20 protein-coding genes are annotated in these 19,320 nt (G+C 73.2%); 11 read left to right on the top strand and 9 right to left on the bottom strand.

Annotated features, from left to right (window positions below):
- Nucleotides 1–8: 8 nt before the first annotated feature.
- Nucleotides 9–521, bottom strand: a complete 513-nt coding sequence (locus ACV7NM_RS11795) for a hypothetical protein (protein ID WP_463410255.1) — start codon at nt 519–521, stop codon at nt 9–11.
- A 31-nt stretch (nt 522–552) separates the two neighbouring features.
- Entirely contained in the window at nt 553–1,674 is a 1,122-nt protein-coding gene (locus tag ACV7NM_RS11790) for a magnesium and cobalt transport protein CorA (RefSeq protein WP_463410254.1), read from the bottom strand.
- Nucleotides 1,675–2,083: 409 nt separating this feature from the next.
- On the opposite strand from ACV7NM_RS11790, the gene ACV7NM_RS11785 reads away from it, so the two are divergent.
- The 4 genes from ACV7NM_RS11785 (at nt 2,084) to ACV7NM_RS11770 (ending at nt 5,378) form a co-directional block, all read left to right on the top strand.
- Nucleotides 2,084–2,668, top strand: coding sequence for a suppressor of fused domain protein (locus tag ACV7NM_RS11785; RefSeq protein WP_463410253.1), 585 nt, complete (start codon nt 2,084–2,086; stop codon nt 2,666–2,668).
- Between the two features lie 162 nt (nt 2,669–2,830).
- Nucleotides 2,831–3,472, top strand: a complete 642-nt coding sequence (locus ACV7NM_RS11780) for a DUF6758 family protein (protein WP_463410252.1) — start codon at nt 2,831–2,833, stop codon at nt 3,470–3,472.
- A 376-nt stretch (nt 3,473–3,848) separates the two neighbouring features.
- On the top strand, nt 3,849–4,718 hold the full coding sequence (locus tag ACV7NM_RS11775; RefSeq protein ID WP_463413907.1) for a PHP domain-containing protein: 870 nt from the start codon (nt 3,849–3,851) through the stop codon (nt 4,716–4,718).
- 57 nt (nt 4,719–4,775) lie between these two features.
- Complete coding sequence (locus ACV7NM_RS11770; RefSeq protein ID WP_136213929.1) at nt 4,776–5,378, top strand: MarC family protein; 603 nt, start codon at nt 4,776–4,778, stop codon at nt 5,376–5,378.
- 119 nt (nt 5,379–5,497) lie between these two features.
- On the opposite strand, the gene ACV7NM_RS11765 is transcribed toward ACV7NM_RS11770, so the two are convergent.
- From ACV7NM_RS11765 to ACV7NM_RS11755, 3 genes are all read right to left on the bottom strand, one after another.
- Nucleotides 5,498–5,650, bottom strand: coding sequence for a hypothetical protein (locus ACV7NM_RS11765; protein ID WP_168714059.1), 153 nt, complete (start codon nt 5,648–5,650; stop codon nt 5,498–5,500).
- A 90-nt stretch (nt 5,651–5,740) separates the two neighbouring features.
- Nucleotides 5,741–6,613, bottom strand: coding sequence for an alpha/beta fold hydrolase (locus ACV7NM_RS11760; RefSeq protein ID WP_463410251.1), 873 nt, complete (start codon nt 6,611–6,613; stop codon nt 5,741–5,743).
- Nucleotides 6,614–6,724: 111 nt separating this feature from the next.
- On the bottom strand, nt 6,725–8,824 hold the full coding sequence (locus ACV7NM_RS11755) for a DEAD/DEAH box helicase (RefSeq protein WP_463410250.1): 2,100 nt from the start codon (nt 8,822–8,824) through the stop codon (nt 6,725–6,727).
- A gap of 455 nt (nt 8,825–9,279) precedes the next feature.
- Between ACV7NM_RS11755 and ACV7NM_RS11750 the strand changes: the two genes are divergently transcribed.
- Nucleotides 9,280–10,038, top strand: coding sequence for a ferritin-like fold-containing protein (locus ACV7NM_RS11750; RefSeq protein WP_463410249.1), 759 nt, complete (start codon nt 9,280–9,282; stop codon nt 10,036–10,038).
- 154 nt (nt 10,039–10,192) lie between these two features.
- Here the strand turns inward: ACV7NM_RS11750 and ACV7NM_RS11745 are convergent, their stop codons facing one another.
- The 4 genes from ACV7NM_RS11745 to ACV7NM_RS11730 form a co-directional block, all read right to left on the bottom strand.
- Nucleotides 10,193–10,495, bottom strand: a complete 303-nt coding sequence (locus tag ACV7NM_RS11745; protein ID WP_463410248.1) for a hypothetical protein — start codon at nt 10,493–10,495, stop codon at nt 10,193–10,195.
- Between the two features lie 147 nt (nt 10,496–10,642).
- Nucleotides 10,643–10,870, bottom strand: coding sequence for a DUF3107 domain-containing protein (locus tag ACV7NM_RS11740; RefSeq protein WP_463410247.1), 228 nt, complete (start codon nt 10,868–10,870; stop codon nt 10,643–10,645).
- 143 nt (nt 10,871–11,013) lie between these two features.
- Complete coding sequence (locus ACV7NM_RS11735) at nt 11,014–11,652, bottom strand: TetR family transcriptional regulator (RefSeq protein ID WP_463410246.1); 639 nt, start codon at nt 11,650–11,652, stop codon at nt 11,014–11,016.
- Between the two features lie 136 nt (nt 11,653–11,788).
- Nucleotides 11,789–12,004 carry a hypothetical protein gene (locus tag ACV7NM_RS11730; RefSeq protein WP_463410245.1) on the bottom strand — a complete coding sequence of 72 codons (216 nt, stop codon included), beginning with the start codon at nt 12,002–12,004 and terminating at the stop codon, nt 11,789–11,791.
- A 122-nt stretch (nt 12,005–12,126) separates the two neighbouring features.
- Here ACV7NM_RS11730 and ACV7NM_RS11725 point away from each other — a divergent pair, with 122 nt between their 5' ends.
- From ACV7NM_RS11725 to ACV7NM_RS11700, 6 genes are all read left to right on the top strand, one after another.
- Nucleotides 12,127–13,185 (top strand): alpha/beta fold hydrolase, encoded by a 1,059-nt coding sequence (locus ACV7NM_RS11725; RefSeq protein WP_463410244.1) that lies wholly within the window; start codon nt 12,127–12,129, stop codon nt 13,183–13,185.
- 5 nt (nt 13,186–13,190) lie between these two features.
- Nucleotides 13,191–14,576 (top strand): DUF3152 domain-containing protein, encoded by a 1,386-nt coding sequence (locus ACV7NM_RS11720; protein WP_463410243.1) that lies wholly within the window; start codon nt 13,191–13,193, stop codon nt 14,574–14,576.
- A 196-nt stretch (nt 14,577–14,772) separates the two neighbouring features.
- Entirely contained in the window at nt 14,773–16,533 is a 1,761-nt protein-coding gene (locus ACV7NM_RS11715; RefSeq protein ID WP_463410242.1) for a DUF3492 domain-containing protein, read from the top strand.
- Nucleotides 16,530–17,429: a hypothetical protein gene (locus tag ACV7NM_RS11710; protein WP_463410241.1), complete on the top strand. Its 900-nt coding sequence runs from the start codon at nt 16,530–16,532 to the stop codon at nt 17,427–17,429. Before ACV7NM_RS11715 ends, ACV7NM_RS11710 begins: the two co-directional genes overlap by 4 nt.
- 102 nt (nt 17,430–17,531) lie before the next feature.
- Nucleotides 17,532–18,542: an NAD-dependent epimerase/dehydratase gene (locus tag ACV7NM_RS11705; RefSeq protein ID WP_463410240.1), complete on the top strand. Its 1,011-nt coding sequence runs from the start codon at nt 17,532–17,534 to the stop codon at nt 18,540–18,542.
- Entirely contained in the window at nt 18,530–19,300 is a 771-nt protein-coding gene (locus ACV7NM_RS11700) for a spherulation-specific family 4 protein (protein WP_463410239.1), read from the top strand. Before ACV7NM_RS11705 ends, ACV7NM_RS11700 begins: the two co-directional genes overlap by 13 nt.
- The last annotated feature ends 20 nt before the right edge of the window (nt 19,301–19,320 follow it).

Raw genomic sequence — 19,320 nt, 5'->3', positions numbered from 1 at the left:
GACGCAACCTAGCGGGCCGCCTTCTTCCGCTTGAGCAGCAGCTTCGGCAGCCCGGCCGGGATCTCCCGGCGCGTGATCGCCGGGCTCGGCAGCGGGGTCGCGGCCAGCGAGCCGCCGGGCAGGGAGTCCCGTACCGCCGCCGGCTCCAGCCGCAGCAGCCGGCACTCGCGCGCCCACCGCTCCGTCATCCGCTCGGCGTCCGGCGCGTTCAGCCGCTTGCCCTTGAGCTCCGCGACCGCGGCCTCCCACTCCCCGCCGCGCGGCGCGAGCTCCCGGACGGTGGCCGTCCAGGCGACCAGCCGGCCGCCCTTGTCCTTGCTGCGCACGGTCACCTCGGCGGCCGCGCCGTCCACGAGCCCCGGGAACGGCTGCTCGCCGGGCCCGTCGCCCACCACGTGCGCGGCGCCGTCCACCCAGGCGTGCCACAGGGCCCGGTCGGCACCGCCGCCACGGACCCAGATGAGGCCGGACTTCTTGGTGGCCTCCTCGACGAGGGCCAGGTCGAGTGCGCTGAGAGTCATGCGCACAGGGTAGCCAGGCCCCGGGGGCCGGCTACAGCCAGCCGTTGCGGCGCAGGGCCCGGTGGATGGTGAGGCAGGCCCCGGCGATGGTGGCCATCACCAACGGGTAGCCGTAGCGCCAGTGCAGTTCCGGCATGTGCTCGAAGTTCATCCCGTACACGCCGCAGATCATCGTCGGCACCGCGATGATCGCCGCCCAAGAGGTGATCTTGCGCATGTCCTCGTTCTGCGCGACCGACGCCTGGGCCAGGCTGGCCTGGAGGATCGAGTTCAGCAGCTCGTCGAAGCCGACGACCTGCTCGTGCACCCGCGCCAGGTGGTCGGCCACGTCGCGGAAGTACTTCTGGATGTCGGGGTCCACCAGCCGCATGGGGCGCTCGCTGAGCAGTTCCATCGGCCGCAGCAGCGGGGCCACGGCCCGCTTGAACTCCAGCACCTCGCGCTTGAGCTGGTAGATGCGGCCCGCGTCGCCGCCCCGGCCGCCACCCTTGGCGGGCGCGGCGAAAACCGCGCTCTCCACCTCGTCGATGTCGTCCTGTACGGCCGCCGCGACCGCGATGTAGCCGTCGACGACGTGGTCCGCGAGCGAGTGCAGTACCGCCGAAGGCCCCCGCGCCAACAGTTCGGGGTCGTCCTGGAGGCGGTGGCGCAGGCCCTTGAGGGAGCCCTGGCCGCCGTGCCGGACGGTGATGACGAAGTCGGGGCCGGTGAAGCACATGACCTCGCCCGTCTCCACGACCTCGCTGGTGGAGGTGAGTTCGGTGTGCTCGACGTAGTGGATCGTCTTGAAGACGGTGAACAGGGTGTCGTCGTAGCGCTCCAGCTTGGGCCGCTGGTGCGCGTGCACCGCGTCCTCCACGGCGAGCGGGTGCAGCCCGAACGTGGCGGCGATCCCGGCGAACTCGTCCTCGGTCGGCTCGTGCAGACCGATCCAGGCGAAACCGCCGTCCTCGCGGACCCGGCGCATCGCCTCACGGGGCGTCAGGCACCCCGTCCCGGCCCGCTGGTCGCGCCGGCCGTCACGGTAGACGGCGCAGTCGACGACCGCGCTGACGGCGGACGGGTCGCGGGTGGTGTCGTAGCCGGGCTGCGCGGGAGTGGACCGGCGCAGGGCCGGACGGACGGCGGCACGGAGGTAGGGCAGCATCGACATGGCAGGCTCCTTCGCGCGCACGGCTGCGGGCCGTACGGGTGGGAGGCCCTCCGGGACGCGCACGGGCGATCGGCCCCGGGCGGACGGAGGGAAACAGGACGGAGAGGACAACGTTCTGCCGTCGCTCTTCTACCGACCTTCCGGCGACCCGAAGGCCACTTGGGGGGGAAGGTCACAGGGGGCGCGAAACGCCCGGCATAGAAGTGGAAGAGCGATTGGTACTGCACGATCGACTTCGATCCATTGCAGCCCCACCTCCTCCGGCCGGTCCCCCGTGGGGGACGTCCTGTCGCCCGGACCCTTGGAACAACGCGTCTGCGTGCGGCCCCGACCAGCTGTCAACACTATCAGCCGACGCATGGTCAGGACCGCGCCTTTACCCGCCGGATACGAGTTCTATGCTCGCTCCATGGCAGAAATTCTCGCCCTTGTGGAGGCCCGGCTGCGCACCGCGTTCGGTGAACCCGACGCCCGCGCCGCCGTCACCTTCCTCGGCACCGACCGCATCGAGGTACTCCGTTTCGCCGAGGGCGACCTCGTGCGGTACGCGACCCTCGGCATGTCCGCGCACCCGATGACCGACCCGACCGCCGTGGTCGCCGACCCGCTGCGCGGGCCGCGCGCCGAGCTGGTGCTGACCGTACGGGCGGGGCTCGCGCCCACCGACAAGGTGCTCCGCCCGCTCGCCGTGCTGGCCGCGTCGCCGATGGTCGAGGGGCTGGTCGTGGCCCCCGGGGCCTCGCTGGACGTGGGCGAACCGCTGTGGGAGGGCGCGCCGTTCAGCTCCGTGCTGGTCGCCGAGCCGGGCGGGCTGGTGGAGGACCTCGAACTGGACGAGCCGCTGGAGCCGGTGCGGTTCCTCCCGCTGCTTCCGATGACGGCGAACGAGGCCGCCTGGAAGCGGGTGCACGGAGCGGCCGCCCTCCAAGAGCGCTGGCTCGCGCGCGGCACGGATCTGCGGGACCCTCTGCGTACGGCCGTGGCGCTGGACTGACGGACCGCACCGTCGGGTCGGATCGACGGGCCGGACGGACGGGCCGGACGGACGGGCCGGTTCGATGGACCGGACTGAGCTCCCGTCGCCCGGGGTACGGATGGCATCCGGACGGGTGAGCGTGCCTTGACGGCGCGCCGGGCGGGGAGGAGCGTGCTTCTTATGAGGGGCGAACCGAGTTGCCCGAAGTGCGGTGGCCGGGTGCGAGCGCCCGGTCTTTTCGCCGACTCCTGGCAGTGCGCGGTGCACGGCGCCGTCCATCCCCTACAGCCTGTGATCCCGCCCAGCGTCGAAGGCCTGGGCGTCATAGTGCACCGGGCGCAGGTACCGGTGTGGATGCCCTGGCCGCTACCGGTGGGGTGGCTGTTCACCGGGGTCGCCGCCGCCGGGGACGACCGCAGCGGGGGGCGCGCCACCGCCGTCGCCTGCTCGGGTCCCGGGCCGCTGGGCGGCATGGGGGAGCTGGTCCTCGTGGCGGAGGAACTCGGTGTCGGCCTCGGCGCGCGGTACGCGGGGATCGACGCGCCCGACCCGGGCCCGTTCATGGACGTATCGGCGCCGCCGCACGCCAAGGTCGTCGCGGCGGGCCGACCCACCCCGCTGTGGCACGTCAAGGGAGCCCCGGACGACCGGGCCGTCTTCGCGGGCGAGGCGCGCGGACTGTGGCTGTGGGCGGTGGTCTGGCCCGAGCAGACGGGACTGCTCATGTACGACGAGCTCGTCCTGACCGACCTGCGCGAGGCGGGCGCCGAGGTCGAACTGGTCCCCTGCGGCGCACTGAGCCCGCGCATCCTCTCCTTCTGACGCGCCGCTCGCACGGCTCGGCCCCGGCGGGCCTCCCCGGCTTCGCGCCGCCGCGCCGGACTCCGTCCGTCGGTCCCCGGCCGGGGGTCGGTCCTTCCCGCTGACGCGCGCCGTCCGGGGCCCCCTGGTTCGGGGTCGCCTTTCTCGACGCGCCGCCGGCACGGCTCACGGGGTCCGGGGCGGAGCCCCGGGGAACGGGGGAAGGGCGGGTAGGGGAACCGCCCCGCGCAGCGGCCCACCCGCGGCTCCCCGGAAGCCTGACGGCCGCAGCCCCGGGCAGCCGGGCACCCGTCCCGCGCTGGGTTCGGGCCCGTCAAGGCCCGGCCAGGGCAGGGGTACCCTTGAGTGTCCCCGTCCCGAAGCTTGGAGCATGGCTGTGCGCATCGACCTGCACGCCCACTCCACCGCTTCCGACGGCACCGACACCCCCGCCGAGCTGGTCCGCAACGCCGCCGCCGCCGGGCTGGACGTCGTCGCGCTGACCGACCACGACACCGTCGGCGGGTACGCCGAGGCCGTCGCGGCCCTGCCGCCCGGGCTCACCCTGGTGACCGGCGCGGAGCTGAGCTGCCGGCTCGACGGGATCGGGGTGCACATGCTCGCCTACCTCTTCGACCCGAGAGAGCCCGAGCTGCACGCCGAGCGGGAGCTGGTCCGCGACGACCGCACCCCCCGCGCCCAGGCCATGATCGACAAACTGCGGACGCTCGGCGTGGACATCACCTGGGAGCAGGTCGCCCGGATCGCCGGTGCGGGCTCCGTGGGGCGGCCGCACATCGCCGCCGCCCTCGTCGAGCTCGGCGTCGTGCCCACCGTCTCCGACGCGTTCACGCCCGACTGGCTCGCCGACGGGGGCCGCGCCTACGCCGAGAAGCACGAGCTCGACCCCTTCGACGCGATCCGTCTGGTGAAGGCGGCCGGCGGGGTCACCGTCCTCGCCCACCCCGCCGCCGTCAAGCGCGGCCGGTGCGTGCCCGAGGGCGCCCTGGTCGAACTGGCGGCAGCCGGACTGGACGGCATAGAGGTCGACCACATGGACCACGACACGGCGACGCGCGCCCGACTGCGGGGCCTGGCGGACGAACTCGGCCTGCTCACGACCGGGTCCAGCGACTATCACGGCAGTCGCAAGACCTGCCGGCTCGGGGAGTACACGACCGACCCCGAGATCTACGGCGAGATCACGCGCCGCGCCACCGGGGCCTTCCCCGTCCCCGGCGCCGGTGGAAGCCGCCACGAGGGCTGAGCCCTCCACCGCCCCACCCCTTTTTTGCTGCACCCCTCTCTCCTGCAAGGCATCACTGTGTTTGATTTCGCCGTCTTCGGATCCCTTTTTCTCACGCTTTTCGTGATTATGGACCCCCCGGGAATCACGCCGATCTTCCTGGCCCTGACGTCCGGCCGCGCCACCAAGGTGCAGCGCCGGATGGCCTGGCAGGCCGTCTGCGTGGCCTTCGGTGTCATCGCCGTCTTCGGCGTCTGCGGTCAGCAGATCCTCGACTACCTGCACGTGTCCGTCCCGGCGCTGATGATCGCCGGCGGGCTGCTGCTCCTGCTGATCGCGTTGGACCTGCTCACCGGCAAGACGGACGAGCCCAAGCAGACCAAGGACGTGAACGTCGCCCTCGTGCCGCTCGGCATGCCGCTGCTGGCGGGTCCGGGTGCGATCGTGTCCGTCATCCTGGCCGTGCAGAAGGCCGACGGTTTCGGCGGCCAGCTCTCCGTCTGGTCCGCGATCATCGCCATGCACGTCGTGCTGTGGATCACGATGCGCTACTCCCTGGTGATCATCAGGGTGATCAAGGACGGCGGCGTCGTCCTGGTGACGCGCCTCGCCGGCATGATGCTCTCCGCGATCGCCGTCCAGCAGATCATCAACGGCGTGCTCCAGGTCGTGCGCGCCTGAGGTCCGGGCGACCGACCCCGCACATGCGAATGCCCCGCACCGGTCCGGTGCGGGGCATTGCGCGTCTCGTTCGTCGTCGTTCTTCGTCGTTCGTCTCGTCGTCTACCGCGGGAAGCGGGTCAGTTGGACGCGGTCTCGGCCGGTCGGATCAGAATGCGCTGACCGACTGAGGCGGCGTGCTGCACGATCCGGTTGACGGAGGCCGCGTCCACGACGGTGCTGTCCACGGCGCTCCCGTTGACATCGTCCAGGCGCAGAATCTCGAAGCGCACGGCTTCTCCCTTCGTCAGTGTTTCACTTGCACTGGCATAACGAAGTGTAAGCCGCAAACATTCCCTACGCTAAGGAAATTTTTTCCCTCGCTAACGAACCGAGGGGCCCTGGCCGGCGTCCGCGCCCCAGAAGGCAGCCAGCGCATCCGCTGTGACCTGCGGGTTCTCCGCGTTCGGGGAGTGTTCGGCGCCTTCGACGACGACTCGCGCCGCGCTCAACCGCCGTGCCATCTCGTCCATCAACGGGACCGGCCAGGCGTAGTCGACCACCCCCGACAGAACCAGTTTGCGCAGCGGTACCTCCGCCAGCGCCGCCACCCGGTCCGGCTCCGAGATCAGCACCCGCCCCGTGCCGATCAACTGCTCCGGCACCGTGGACAGCCACCGCTCGCGCAGGAAGGCCGCCAACTCCGGGGAGTCGGGCACGGCGTCCGGCGGGTCCTGGGCGCGCACCGCGGCCCATACCGCCGGCATGTCGTCCCGGAGCGCCTCCAGCGCCGCGATCAGCAGCTTCGTACGGGCCTGCTGGTCCTCGGCGATCGCGGCGGGACCGCTGCTCATCAAGGTGAGGGAGGCGAAGGGCGCGGCGTCGCGCAGCACGGCCGCGCGGGAGATCAGGCCGCCCAGGGAGTGGCCGACGAGGTGGACCGGCCCGCTGTTCAGAGCTTCCGCCTGGGCGAGCAGGTCCCGGGCCAGCTCCTCACAGGTGTAGGCGGACTCGTCCCGCGGGCCCGGGCTCTCGTATTGACCGCGCAGGTCGACCGCGACCACTCGGTAGCCGGCGGCGGCCAGCGGCTCCAGCAGGCCGACGAAGTCCTCTTTGCTGCCGGTGAAGCCCGGCACCAGCAGGGCCGTGCCGCGCAGCGGCTCGCCCGCCTCGTGTACGGCGAACTCCCCGCGCGCGGTCCCGAGGCGGTGGGCGCGGGCGACGGACGGCAGGGTCAGGCGGGGCGGCTTGCTCATGGGCCCGAGGTTACCGGCCCGTAGCCCGCGGCGCGGTCTCCGGTACGCGAACGGCCCCGGCCCCCTCCGAAGAGGGGAACGGGGCCGTCGGAGCGCTTGCGCCCGGGCGGGTTACGCCTCCGGCGTCTGCGCCACGGCCTTGCGGGCCCGCGTGCGCTTCGGCTTGGCCGGAGCCTCCTCCGCGGCGGCTGCGGGCGCCTCCACGTCGGCGGCGGCCTTGCGGGTACGGGTGCGCTTCGGCTTGGCGGTCTCCTCGGAGACGGGCGCGACCTCGGCCGACGGCGGAGCGGCCTCCGCGACCTTGCGGGTCCGCGTGCGCTTCGGCTTCACCGGGGCCTCCTCGGCCATCGGAGCGGCCTCGGTCGCCACGGGCTCGGTCGCCACGGGGGCGGCCTCCGCGACCTTGCGGGTGCGGGTGCGCTTCGGCTTGGCCGGAGCCTCCTCCGCCACCGCGGCCGGGGCGGGTACCACGGCGGCTTCGGCTACGGCCTCGGCCACCGGCGCGGCGGCCTTACGGGTACGGGTGCGGCGGGCCGGGGCCGGCTCCACCGGCGGGGCCATCTGGAAGTCCGGCTCCGCGGCGGACGGCGCCGGTACCCGACGGACCGGGCGGCGCGGCGCCCGGACGGGCTCCACGGCCGGGGCCATCTGGAAGTCCGGCTCCGGCGCTGCGGCCTGGGCCTCGGCGGCCGGGGCCACGGCGGCGGCGGTCGCCGACGGCGCGGCCGCACGGGTCCGGCGCCGACGCGGCTTGCGCGGTTCATCGGCGACCGGGGCCGCGGTGACCGGGTCCTCGACGGCCGGGGGCGCGGTGACCGGGGCCGCGGCGGCGGGGACCTCGGCGACGGGAGTCACCGCGGCGTCCACCATCTCGGCGCCGACCTCGCTGCCACTACGCGTACGGCGACGCTGACGCGGGGTCCGGGTACGGGCCGGACGCTCCTCGACCGGCGCCGCGGCGACCGGGCCGCGACCGCCACGGCCACCACGGCCGCCGGTCTCGCCCAGGTCCTCCAGCTGCTCGGCCTTCAGGCCCTCACGCGTGCGCTCGGCACGCGGCAGGATGCCCTTGGTCCCGGCCGGGATGTTCAGCTCCTCGTACAGGTGCGGCGAGGTGGAGTACGTCTCGACCGGGTCGTGGAAGTCCAGCTCCAGCGCCTTGTTGATGAGCTGCCAGCGCGGGATGTCGTCCCAGTCGACCAGGGTGACGGCGATGCCCTTGTTGCCCGCGCGACCGGTACGGCCCACGCGGTGCAGGAAGGTCTTCTCGTCTTCCGGCGCCTGGTAGTTGATGACGTGGGTCACACCCTCGACGTCGATGCCGCGCGCGGCGACGTCGGTGCACACCAGCACGTCGACCTTGCCGTTGCGGAACGCGCGCAGCGCCTGCTCGCGCGCGCCCTGGCCCAGGTCGCCGTGGACGGCGCCCGAGGCGAAGCCGCGCTTCTCCAGCTGCTCGGCGATGTCGGCCGCCGTGCGCTTCGTACGGCAGAAGATCATGGCCAGACCACGGCCGTCGGCTTGCAGGATGCGGGAGACGAGCTCCGGCTTGTCCATGTTGTGCGCACGGAAGACGTGCTGCTTGATGTTGGCGACGGTCACGCCCTCGCCCTCGGGGGAGGTGGCGCGGATGTGCGTCGGCTGCGACATGTACCGGCGGGCCAGGCCGATGACCGCGCCCGGCATGGTCGCCGAGAACAGCATGGTCTGGCGCTTCGGCGGCAGGTAGTTGATGATCTTCTCGACGTCCGGCAGGAAGCCCAGGTCGAGCATCTCGTCGGCCTCGTCCAGGACTAGCGCCTTGACGTGGGACAGGTCCAGCTTGCGCTGACCGGCCAGGTCCAGGAGGCGGCCCGGGGTGCCGACGATGATGTCGACGCCCTTCTTGAGGGCCTCGACCTGCGGCTCGTACGCGCGGCCGCCGTATATGGCCAGGACGCGGACGTTGCGGACCTTGCCCGCGGTCAGCAGGTCGTTGGTGACCTGCGTACACAACTCGCGGGTGGGGACGACCACGAGGGCCTGCGGAGCCTCGGTCAGCTGGTCGGGTCGGGCCCGACCCGCCTCGACGTCGGCGGGGACGACGACCCGCTCCAGCAGCGGAAGGCCGAAACCGAGCGTCTTGCCGGTTCCGGTCTTGGCCTGGCCGATGACGTCCGAGCCGGAGAGGGCTACGGGGAGGGTCATCTCCTGGATGGGGAAGGGGGACACGATGCCGACGGCTTCAAGGGCTTCGGCGGTCTCGGGATAGATGCCGAGGTCACGGAACGTAGTCAGGGTGCTGCCTCTTCTGTGAGACGCGGCGCGAGGCGGCGAGGGGGGTCGTACCGTGCCGGGCTTGCAGTACTCGGCCGCCCAGGTTTCGGGCGGGCCGTACAAAGCTGCGCGGGACCACTAGCCTTCGCTCAAGCGCTTCTGCCGCTGAGGGGGCCCCTCGTGCAGGCGGTACGCATGGACGTACGCACCAGACAGAGGGCGGTCGGGTGGAGCCGATCGGGCCACCGACCGGGCATCCTCATTCGGATGGCCCGCCGAGTTTCCGGCAGGCGCATTACCACTGTACCCCGGAATCGCGCAGCCGTGTCGGGTGAATTCACCTGGTAGTCGCGTTTGGGTGGACTGAGCAGGTGGTTCGCGGCAGGTTTCGGCGGGCTATTGTGCGGAGCATGTCGACCGTAGAAAACGCATCGCCCGCCGACGACGGCACCTCCCGGGAGGCGGCCGGGATCGCCGCCCAGGACTGGGTGACCGCCTCGGCCTCACCGCAGTACCGGGCAGCCGTCGTGGACCTGCTCGGCGCGCTCGCGTACGGAGAACTCGCGGCGTTCGAGCGCCTGGCCGAGGACGCGAAGCTCGCGCCCACGCTTTCCGACAAGGCCGAACTCGCGAAGATGGCCTCCGCCGAGTTCCACCACTTCGAGCGACTCCGCGACCGGCTGTCGGCGATCGACGCCGAGCCCACCGCAGCGATGGAGCCCTTCGCCAAGGGCGTCGACGACTTCCACCGTCAGACCGCCCCCTCGGACTGGCTGGAAGGCCTGGTCAAGGCCTACGTCGGCGACTCCATCGCGAGCGACTTCTACCGCGAGGTCGCCACCCACCTGGACACCGACACCCGCGCCCTGGTCGTCGGCGTCCTCGACGACACCGGCCACGGCGGTTTCGCCGTCGAGAAGGTGCGCGCGGCGATCGAGGCGGACCCGCGCCTCGGCGGCCGGCTCGCGCTGTGGGCCCGCCGGCTGATGGGCGAGGCCCTCTCGCAGGCCCAGCGCGTCGTCGCGGAGCGCGACGCGCTGTCGACCATGCTGGTCGGTGGGGTCGACGGCATGGCGGCCGGCTTCGACCTCGCGGCGGTCGGCGAGATGTTCACCCGGATCACCAAGGCGCACACCAAGCGGATGGCGGCCCTCGGCCTCGCAGCCTGAGGCTCGACCCAACGCGGACACACCGGCCCCGGAGCGGTATCGCCGCCCGGGGCCGGCATGCGTCCGTCCACCGGCTTGCGTCCGGTCGGGCCGGCTCCGCGTCGGGCCGGCCTCGCCTCAGGTCAGGCCCACCTCAGGTCGGCCTCGCTTCGGGTCAGCCTCGCGTCGGGAGCGAAAACGGAGGCCGCGTGCCTGGCGGCCCGTTGTGGCCGGAGGGCCGCAGCAGCAGTGACAGCACCACCGCGGACACCATCACGGAACCCAGCAGCGTCGCCGCCAGGCTGTTGTGGCCCGGACCCAGGGACATGTGCGTGAGGTACGCCCCGAACAGCGCGCCCGCCACCCCGCTGACCAGCACCATTCTGGAAGATGGCAGCCGGTCCCCGAGCGCGCGCACGGCCGCCCCGGCGAGGGCGAGCCCCAGCAGACCGGAGCCAAGCGCTTCCATCAGCAGCATGAGGTCCCTTCCGATACGTCAGCGGGCGTTTTCGGGGTGCAGCAGTGCGGTCCTACCCGAAGCGGAACAAAGGGAAACGGCCCGGCGGAACAACCGCCGGACCGTTTCTCTCGCTGTGTCGGGACTCGTCGCGCCCCGGTCCGCGCCTCAGAGCGCGCCGAAGCCCACCTTGCGCCCGCTCGGCTCGCCCAGGTCGACGTACGACAGGCGGTCGGACGGCACCAGGACCTTGCGGCCCTTGGCGTCGGTCAGGCTCAGCAGCGGCACCGAGCCGGACAGCGCCTGCGTGACGATGCGCTCCAGCTCCTCGGCGCTCAGGTCGCTCTCCAGCACGATCTCCCGGGGTGCGTGCTGCACGCCGATCTTGACCTCCACGGCTTTGTCCCTCCGACGATCCGGTTCGCGCGATCAGCCGCGCCGTACCCGGTCCACATTAGCCCGGAGAGGGGACGTGATCGGCTCGTGGCGGACACGCTCGCAGCGAACAGCGACCCCTCGCGCGGCGGGGCCGTCCGGCCTCAGACCTCGGTGCCGTGCAGCGGGAAACCGGCGATGCCGCGCCAGGCGAGCGAGGTCAGCAGACCCACCGCGGTGTCCCGGGCGACCGGGCTCTCGCTCGACAGCCAGTACCGGGCCACCACCTGGGACACGCCGCCCAGACCCACCGCCAGCAGCATCGACTCGTCCTTCGACAGGCCGGTGTCCTCCGCGATGACGTCCGAGATCGCCTCCGCGCATTGGAGCGAGACGCGGTCCACGCGCTCGCGCACGGCCGGCTCGTTCGTCAGGTCCGACTCGAAGACCAGCCGGAACGCGCCGCCCTCGTCCTCGACGTAGGCGAAATAGGCGTCCATGGTCGCCTCGACGCGCAGCTTGTTGTCGGTCGTCGACTCCAGAGCGGTGCGCACGGCCACGAGCAGCGCCTCGCAGTGCTGGTCCAGCAGCGCGAGGTAGAGGTCGAGCTTGCCGGGGAAGTGCTGGTAGAGCACCGGCTTGCTGACCCCCGCGCGCTCGGCGATGTCGTCCATCGCCGCCGCGTGGTACCCCTGCGCGACGAAGACCTCCTGCGCCGCCCCCAAGAGCTGGTTGCGTCGGGCTCGGCGCGGCAGTCGCGTGCCCCGGGGACGCGCTGCGTCCGTCTGCTCGATGGCTGTCACGCCGCCTCCCACTTTCTCTAAGAACACACTGCGCTCTGCGCCGGGCCGCCATCGTACTTTTCGGTAACCGAATCTGGTGGGTTCAAGCCGACTTTTCTCGCTCTACGGACCGCTGTCGACCGTCCGGAGACGCTGGTCAGCGGTAGTCGTCCTCGTCCAGCGGGACCACCCGTGCCTGCTCGAAGGCGTCTCCGTCGGTCGCCTCGCCCCGATCGACGCCGGTGGGCCGGTCGTCGTCGTGCGGCTGGACATCGGTGTGCTGCTCCGCGGCGTCAGCCTCGGGTGTCTCCGGGTCCGGAAACTCCCGGAGCTCCTCCTGGAAAGTGTCCGGTTCGGCAGGATCGACCGTCATAACCGCTCCCCTCGCCTTCGTCGTCTCCCTATGAGCCTAGGAGGATCGGGGTTACGCCGCCAGGTGGTCCTGTGACCGCCGACACAAGGGGTCGGGTGTGATCGTCTCGTAACATTGGGCCCATGTCTTCGACGGAGCTGCCGGGTGTAAAGGCCGCCGCCGAGCTGACCTCCCAAGTGGGGGGAGCCCGGGTGGCCGAAGGCGAGCGGCTGCGCACGGCCCCGCTGTCCGGCCTGGAGTTGAACGTACGTTTTCGGCCATCGGTACGGGACGGACTGCAGCCGGCGCTGTTCGTCCACGGGCTCGGCGGGTCCTCGCAGAACTGGTCCGCGCTCATGGAGCAGTTGGCCGCCGACGTGGACTGCGAAGCCGTCGACCTGCCCGGATTCGGCTGGTCGCCGCCGCCCGCCGACCGGGACTACTCCGTCACCGGCCTGGCCCGCGTGGTGATCCGGTACCTCGACGCCGCCGGCCGCGGGCCGGTGCACCTGTTCGGGAACTCGCTGGGCGGCGCCGTCTCCACCCGGGTCGCGGCCGTCCGCCCCGACCTCGTACGGACCCTGACGCTGGTCTCGCCCGCGCTGCCGGAGCTTCGCGTGCAGCGGTCGGCGGTGCCCACCGCCCTGCTGGCACTGCCCGGTGTCGCCGCCCTGTTCGGGCGCCTCACCCGGGGCATGACCGCCGAACAGCGCACCAGGGGGGTGACGGACCTCTGTTACGGAGACCCCTCACGGGTGACTGTCGAAGGCTTCGAGGAGGCCGTCGAGGAGATGGAGCGCCGGATGGCGCTGCCGTACTTCTGGGACGCGATGACCCGCTCCTCGCGCGGGATCGTCGACGCCTACACCCTCGGTGGCCAGCACGGACTGTGGCGACAGGCGCAGCGCGTCCTCGCGCCGACCCTGCTGATCTACGGCGGCCGGGACCAGCTGGTGTCGTACCGGAAGGCCCGCAGGGCCGCCGAGGCCTTCCGGGGTTCGCGGCTGCTGAGTCTGCCCGAGGCGGGGCACGTGGCGATGATGGAGTACCCGGAGGTGGTGGCCACCGCCTTCCGGGAACTGCTGCGGGACACCGAAAGCTCGCGCCACACTGCTTCCGGTGGCGACCGCGAGCGGGCGGAGCGCCCCCGGCAGACCGAACAGACCGGACAGACGGCGGACACCGAAGACGGCAGAGGCTGAGACGAGTGGGACGACATAGTCGCAAGGACTCCGCCCCCGCCAGGCCCGCGCCGCCGGCGGAGTCCGCGCCGGACGAGCGGCGTCGTGAGTCCGCCCGGGTTCCGGCGCACGGCGCGCCCTTCGACGCCTTCGGTTCCGCTTCCCACCCGTACCCCGAGGAGCGGCCGGCCGGGCATCCGCAGCAGCGGGAACCCGGTGGCGCCTGGGGCGCCGGACCGCGGACCGCCGGCGACACCGTGTACGGGGACTGGCGCGGGGTGCCGCGCACCCGGGTGACGACGCCGCCGCCTCCCGCGCGGGACTGCGACACCCCGGCGTTCGGCATCCCCGTGCTCGGCTTCCCGGGATCGACCGCCGAGCCGACCGCAGAACCCGGCACCGGCACGCACCGCCGGTTCCCGGGACCGCGTGGTCCGCTCGGCACGTCCGAGCCCGATCCCGGGCCGCGGTCCGCGCCCCGGTCCCAACCGGCGTCCGGGACCGACTCGGCTGCCCCTGCCCCTGCCCCCGACCCGGAGGTCGAGTCGGAGGCGGAGACCGAGGGGGAGGCCGAGGCGGGGACCGGGTCCGGGCGCGGCACGAAGATCCGTACCTACGCCGGCATGGCCGCCGCGGCCGTGACCACGGTGCTCGCCGTCGTCGTGGCCGGACAGGTGATCGGTCAGAACGACAGCGACGCCACCCCCACCCGGGCCGCCGCGGACAGCGCGAAGGACCGGCCCGGCAACGGGCAGTCGCCGGCCTCCCGCTCCGAGGGTCGCGCGACGCCCGAGGCGGCCCGGGCGGAGCCGACGTACGAGCAGGAGATGGCCCAGCAGCTTCCGATCGACGCGAAGCTCACCGGCCCCGGCCTCTTCGACACCGTCCCCGGCGTCGCCAAGGCGCCGGGCAAGGGGAAGCTGCTGCGCTACCGGGTCGACGTGGAACAGGGCCTGGGCATGGACGGGCAGTTGTTCGCGGAGGCCGTGCACCGCACCCTCAACGACCCGCGGAGCTGGGCGCACGGCGGCGAGATGACCTTCGAGCGGGTCCCGGGCGGCGAGGCCGACTTCGTGATCACCCTCGCGAGCCCCGGGACCACCGGCGCCTGGTGCGCCAAGTCCGGCCTGGACACCACCGTCGACAACGTCTCCTGCGACTCGGCGGCCACCGAACGCGTGATGATCAACGCCTTCCGCTGGGCCCAGGGTTCCCCGACGTACGGCGCGGACCAGATGTTCGCCTACCGCCAGATGCTCATCAACCACGAGGTCGGACACCGGCTCGGACACGGGCACGTCAACTGCCGGACGCCGGGCGCGCTCGCCCCGATCATGCAGCAGCAGACGAAGTCCCTCGACATCGACAACATCCCCTGCAAGCCCAACCCGTGGGTCTACCCAGGCAATTGACCGCTCCCGCCGGGGCCGCCCGTCGCGTAGCGCGCTCGAACGCGACCCGTACGGGAAAGTTACGACTCTTCACCCCTTCCGGTGGCGCGATGGACAACCGTCCGTCGCGCCTTCGGCATATCGGCTTGAGTTCTCCCGCGGCGGGTCGACGGACCGACGGAGACCGCCTGTAAACGGGAGATCGGGGGTGCCACTCGTGCGGATCGGACTGCTCACGGAAGGTGGTTATCCGTATGCGACAGGAGAGGCCGGACTGTGGTGCGACCGGCTCGTGCGCGGGCTGCCGCAGCACTCGTTCGAGCTCTACGCGCTGAGCCGTAGCGCCGAACAGGAAGAGCGCGGCAGCGTGCCGCTGCCCGGCAACGTCACCCGGGTGCGGACCGCCTCGCTGTGGGCCCCCGTCGACGACGGGCGGAGCCACTCCCGGCGTGAGCGCCGCAGGTTCGCCGAGCATTTCGGGGAGTTGGTCCGCGGCGTCTGCGCCGGGGAGGCCGAACCCTTCGCCGCCGGACTGTACGGACTCGCGGAACTCGCCCGCGAGCAGGGTGGCTTGTGCTCGGCCCTGCGCTCGGAGACCGCCGTCCGGGCGGTGGAGGCCGGCTGTCGTGCGCCGGGCGCCGGGCGCGGCTTACAGGCCGCCCGGGTAGCGGACATCCTCGAGTTCGTGGACGAACTGGAGCGCGCCCTTCGGCCGTTGTCGCTCGACTGGTACGGGGACCTCGGCGCGACCGACGTCTGTCACGCCGCCGCCGGCGGGACCGCGGCGATCCCCGGGCTGCTGGCCAAACGCTTCTTCGGGGTCCCGTTGCTGGTCACCGAGTACGGGGTGCGGCTGAGGGCCCACTACCTGGAGCACTCCCCGGACGAGCGGCCCGCCGTACGCGCCCTGCTGGCGGCCTTCCACATCCGTCTGGCCGCCGAGATCTACGCCCGGGCCGACCTGTTGACCCCCGGCAACGCCCACGCCCGCCGTTGGCAGGAGCGGTGCGGGGCCGCGCGGGAACGGGTGCGCACGGTCTACCCGGGGATGGAGGCGGACCGATTCGCCACCGCCGGGGAGGACGCCGACTGCGGCGACCCGGACACACTGGTGTGGGTCGGGCGGATAGAGCCGGCCAAAGACCTCATCGCCCTGCTGCACGCCTTCGCCGAAGTGCGCAGGGCCGCGCCGCTGACACGGCTGCGGATCTTCGCGACCGCCGCCGCGCCCGACTACCTCGCCGACTGCCGTTCCCTCGCCGCGCAACTGTTCCCCGACGAGGCCGCCGACGCGATCACGGTGGGGGAGAACCCCGTGACCTTCGAGACGATCGGCGGGCCGGAGGCGCCCTCACCGGCCGACGCGTACGCGGCGGGTCGGGTGGTGCTGCTGTCCTCGGTGATCGAGGGGTTCCCCCTCACTCTCGCCGAAGCGATGTTCTGCGGCCGGGCCACCGTCTCCACCGATGTCGGCGCGGTGTGCGAGGTCATCGGCGGGACCGGGCTGGTCGTACCGCCGCGCAACCCCAAGGCCCTGGCCGACGCCTGTCTGTCCCTGCTCCGCGATCCCGAACGGGCGCGGCGGCTCGGTGCCGCCGCGCGGGCGCGGGCCCTCGAACTGTTCACCGTCGAGCAGAACGTGGCGGCCTTCCGCGACATCTACCTGCTCCTGCTGGCCCGAGGTCCGGCCCGGCCCGAGGCGGGCGTCCCGTTCGCCCAACCGCCGGAGGCGCGGGTACCGGGGCACTGGACCACGCCGACCTGGGCCGCGCCCGAAGCCGCGCCGGCCTCGGTTGCGGCGAACTCGATTGCGCCGACCTCGGCCCCGGCGCCCGAAGCCACCCCGGGGGAGCCCGCGCCGCCATCGGCTGCCGTGTCACCGGAGACCGCCGTCCTGGCGGGCGCCGTACCGGCGGCCTCCGCGGCGGCCGGCTCCGTACCGGCGGCCTCGGCGGCGGCCACGGAGGCGGCGGCATGACCCTCGAAGACACCGGACTGCGCCCCGATCCCACCGCCGCCCCGCGCCGGCGGGCCGCCGGGGACCCCGTCAAGGCCTTGCTGCACCGCCACCGCGAGCTGTGCGAGCGCGCCGTGGACCCGCTGGAGATCGCCGCCGGGCTCGAGGCGCACGGCATCACCGACCGCACCGCCACGCGCTTCCGCCACCGGGACGTCTTCTCCCTCGCGGAGGAGCTGTACGCCCGCACCCCCCGCGGGGACACCCGGGCCGTCGCCGCCCCGGCCGCCGCCGTCACCGGCCCCGCCGCCCTGCGCGGCCTCGGCTACGCCCTGCTGCCCGGGGCCGTCGCACTCGGGGCGTCCGCCGCCCGGGTGCCCTGGGCCGGCGCCATCGCGGTGGCCGTCACCGTCGCCGCGCTGGTGTGGCCCGGGCGGACCGCCGGGGGGCGGTTCCCCGGACTGTCACACCTGCTCGCGGCGGCCGCCGTCGGCTGGGCCGTCCACCGCGACGGCCCCGCCCTCGGTGTCGCGCTCGCCCTGTCCGTGGCCCCCGCACACCTGGCCGCCACCGCCTTCGCCGCCCGCGCCCGGCGCGGACTCGCGGGGAGCCGGGCCCTGGATGACTTCGCCGCCGGCGTCCGACCGCTGCTGGTCGTCACCGTCGCCGCCTTCACCGCGGTCGCCGCCGGGGCCGCCGCGCTCGCCGGAGCACCGCTCGGGCCCGCCGCGGCGCTCGCCGCGCTGCTCTTCCTGACCCGGCTGGTGCTCGCCCACGGCGCACACCGGGTGCCCGCCTCGGCCGCGCTGGCCGTGGCCCTCGTACCGGTTCCGTCGGCTCCGCTCGCCGCCGCCGCGGGACTCCTCGTACACGCCGTCGTCGCGCTGTCCCGTGCCTCGGCACACGCGCGTCCCTGAGCCTTCGGAAACCGTCGCCGGAGCGCCGTACCCCTACCAACCCACCCGAGACCCAAGGAGAAACAGGATGACCGGCCAGCCAACCAACCAAGGGGCCGCGCGATGAGGGTGCTGCTGATCGGAGCCAACGGATACCTCGGCCGCTACGTCGCCGACCGGTTGCTCGCCGACCCCGCCGTGCAGCTCACCGCGCTCGGCCGGGGCGACGACGCCGACGTCCGCTTCGACCTCGCGACCGGCAGCCCCGGGGCCCTCACCCGGTTCCTCGACGCCGTCCACCCGGGTGTCGTCATCAACTGCGCGGGCGCCACCCGCGGCGGCGCCCGGGAACTGACCCGGCACAACACCGTCGCCGTCGCCACCATCTGCGAGTCCCTGCGCCGCAGCGGCTGCGGCGCCCGGCTCGTCCAGCTGGGCTGTGCGGCCGAGTACGGGCCCAGCCAGCCCGGTTCCTCCACGGCCGAGGACGCCGTCCCGAGACCGGGCGGACCGTACGGCGTCAGCAAGCTCGCCGCGACCGAGCTGGTGCTCGGCTCCGGGCTGGACGCGGTCGTGCTGCGGATCTTCTCGCCCGTCGGCCCCGGCACTCCCGCCGGCTCGCCCCTCGGCCGGCTCGCCGAGGCCATGCGGCGGGCCATGCAGTCCGGCGACGGCGAACTCAAGCTCAGCGGCCTCGGGGTCCAGCGCGACTTCGTGGACGTGCGCGACGTGGCCCGGGCCGTGCACGCGGCCTCGCTGTCCGCCGCCCAGGGCGTCGTCAACATCGGCACCGGCCGCGCGGTCCGGCTGCGCGACGCGGCGGCCGTACTGGCCCGGGTCGCGGGATACGGCGGCTCGCTGCACGAACTGGACGTACCGCACGGCGGCGGACAGCACCCGCTCGCCCACGGGCATCCGGGACGGCCGCAGGGCCTGCCCGGCATCGGCGCCCCGCGCTCCGAGGCCACGGCCGAGCAACTGGCCGCCGCCCCGCAGCCCCCGTACCCCGACGGCTGTGGCGTCTGGCAGCAGGCCGACGTGCGCACCGCCCGCGACCGGCTCGGCTGGCGGCCCCGGATCAACCTGGAGGAGTCCCTGGCCGACATCTGGATGGAGGCGGCGTGTCGCATTTGACGACGCCGACGCCCCCGGCCGCCGCGACCGGCGCGGGCCGGCTGGGTCTGGGCACCCCCGGCTACGCGCACCCACTGCTCGCTCCGGTGGAGTGGGCCGAGCTGACCCGGCCGGGGACGCCGCTGCACTGGGCCGTGCTCAACGTCACGGACGGCCCGGGCGGACGGCCCGACCCGCACTGCGCGGAGGCAGCCGCACGGCTGCGCGACGCGGGCGGCGGCGACGGCGGCACGGGCCGCCGCCTCCTCGGTCGTCTCGCCATGCGGAACGGGTCGCGGTCGTTCGGGGAGCTGGTCTCCGACGCCCACCGCTTCCGGGACTGGTACGGGGTCGGCGGCTTCTACCTGGCCGACACCCCGGCGGACCGGGCGGACCTGGCGGCGGTGCGCCGCGTCGTGGACACCCTGCGCGGGCTCGGCGACGGCCTGCGCATCGTGCTGGACCACGGCACCCACCCCTACGAGGGGTACGTGGAGACCGCCGACCAGCTGGTCACCTTCTCCGGGTCCTGGGCCGCCTACCGCTGGTCCCTGGTGGCGGAGTGGACGGCCGAGTACCCGCCGGAGCTCTTCTGCCACCTGGTGCACGGCGTGCCGCGCACCCACCTGGAGGAGGCGCTGAGGATCGCCCGCTGGCAGGGCGCAGGGACGATCTGGTTCACCGACCGGCGCGGGTCCGCCGACCGTGATCCCTGGGCCTCGATGCCCGGGTACTGGGACGAAATCGTCTCGCGTATCGGAACAGGTGTCTCGGAATGAAGAAGGGCGTGGCAGTGTTA

Source organism: Streptomyces sp. Tek67B01 (assembly GCF_055231995.1).
Note: the sequence above shows the minus strand (reverse complement) of the source record. Positions and strands in the feature narration are given on the sequence as shown.

Coding starts and splice junctions, on each gene's coding strand:
- ACV7NM_RS11795 (WP_463410255.1), bottom strand. CDS start 521: ATGACTCTCAGCGCACTCGACCTGGCCCTCGTCGAGGAGGCCACCAAG.
- ACV7NM_RS11790 (WP_463410254.1), bottom strand. CDS start 1,674: ATGTCGATGCTGCCCTACCTCCGTGCCGCCGTCCGTCCGGCCCTGCGC.
- ACV7NM_RS11785 (WP_463410253.1), top strand. CDS start 2,084: ATGGCAGAAATTCTCGCCCTTGTGGAGGCCCGGCTGCGCACCGCGTTC.
- ACV7NM_RS11780 (WP_463410252.1), top strand. CDS start 2,831: ATGAGGGGCGAACCGAGTTGCCCGAAGTGCGGTGGCCGGGTGCGAGCG.
- ACV7NM_RS11760 (WP_463410251.1), bottom strand. CDS start 6,613: ATGAGCAAGCCGCCCCGCCTGACCCTGCCGTCCGTCGCCCGCGCCCAC.
- ACV7NM_RS11750 (WP_463410249.1), top strand. CDS start 9,280: ATGTCGACCGTAGAAAACGCATCGCCCGCCGACGACGGCACCTCCCGG.
- ACV7NM_RS11745 (WP_463410248.1), bottom strand. CDS start 10,495: ATGCTGCTGATGGAAGCGCTTGGCTCCGGTCTGCTGGGGCTCGCCCTC.
- ACV7NM_RS11730 (WP_463410245.1), bottom strand. CDS start 12,004: ATGACGGTCGATCCTGCCGAACCGGACACTTTCCAGGAGGAGCTCCGG.
- ACV7NM_RS11725 (WP_463410244.1), top strand. CDS start 12,127: ATGTCTTCGACGGAGCTGCCGGGTGTAAAGGCCGCCGCCGAGCTGACC.
- ACV7NM_RS11710 (WP_463410241.1), top strand. CDS start 16,530: ATGACCCTCGAAGACACCGGACTGCGCCCCGATCCCACCGCCGCCCCG.
- ACV7NM_RS11705 (WP_463410240.1), top strand. CDS start 17,532: ATGAGGGTGCTGCTGATCGGAGCCAACGGATACCTCGGCCGCTACGTC.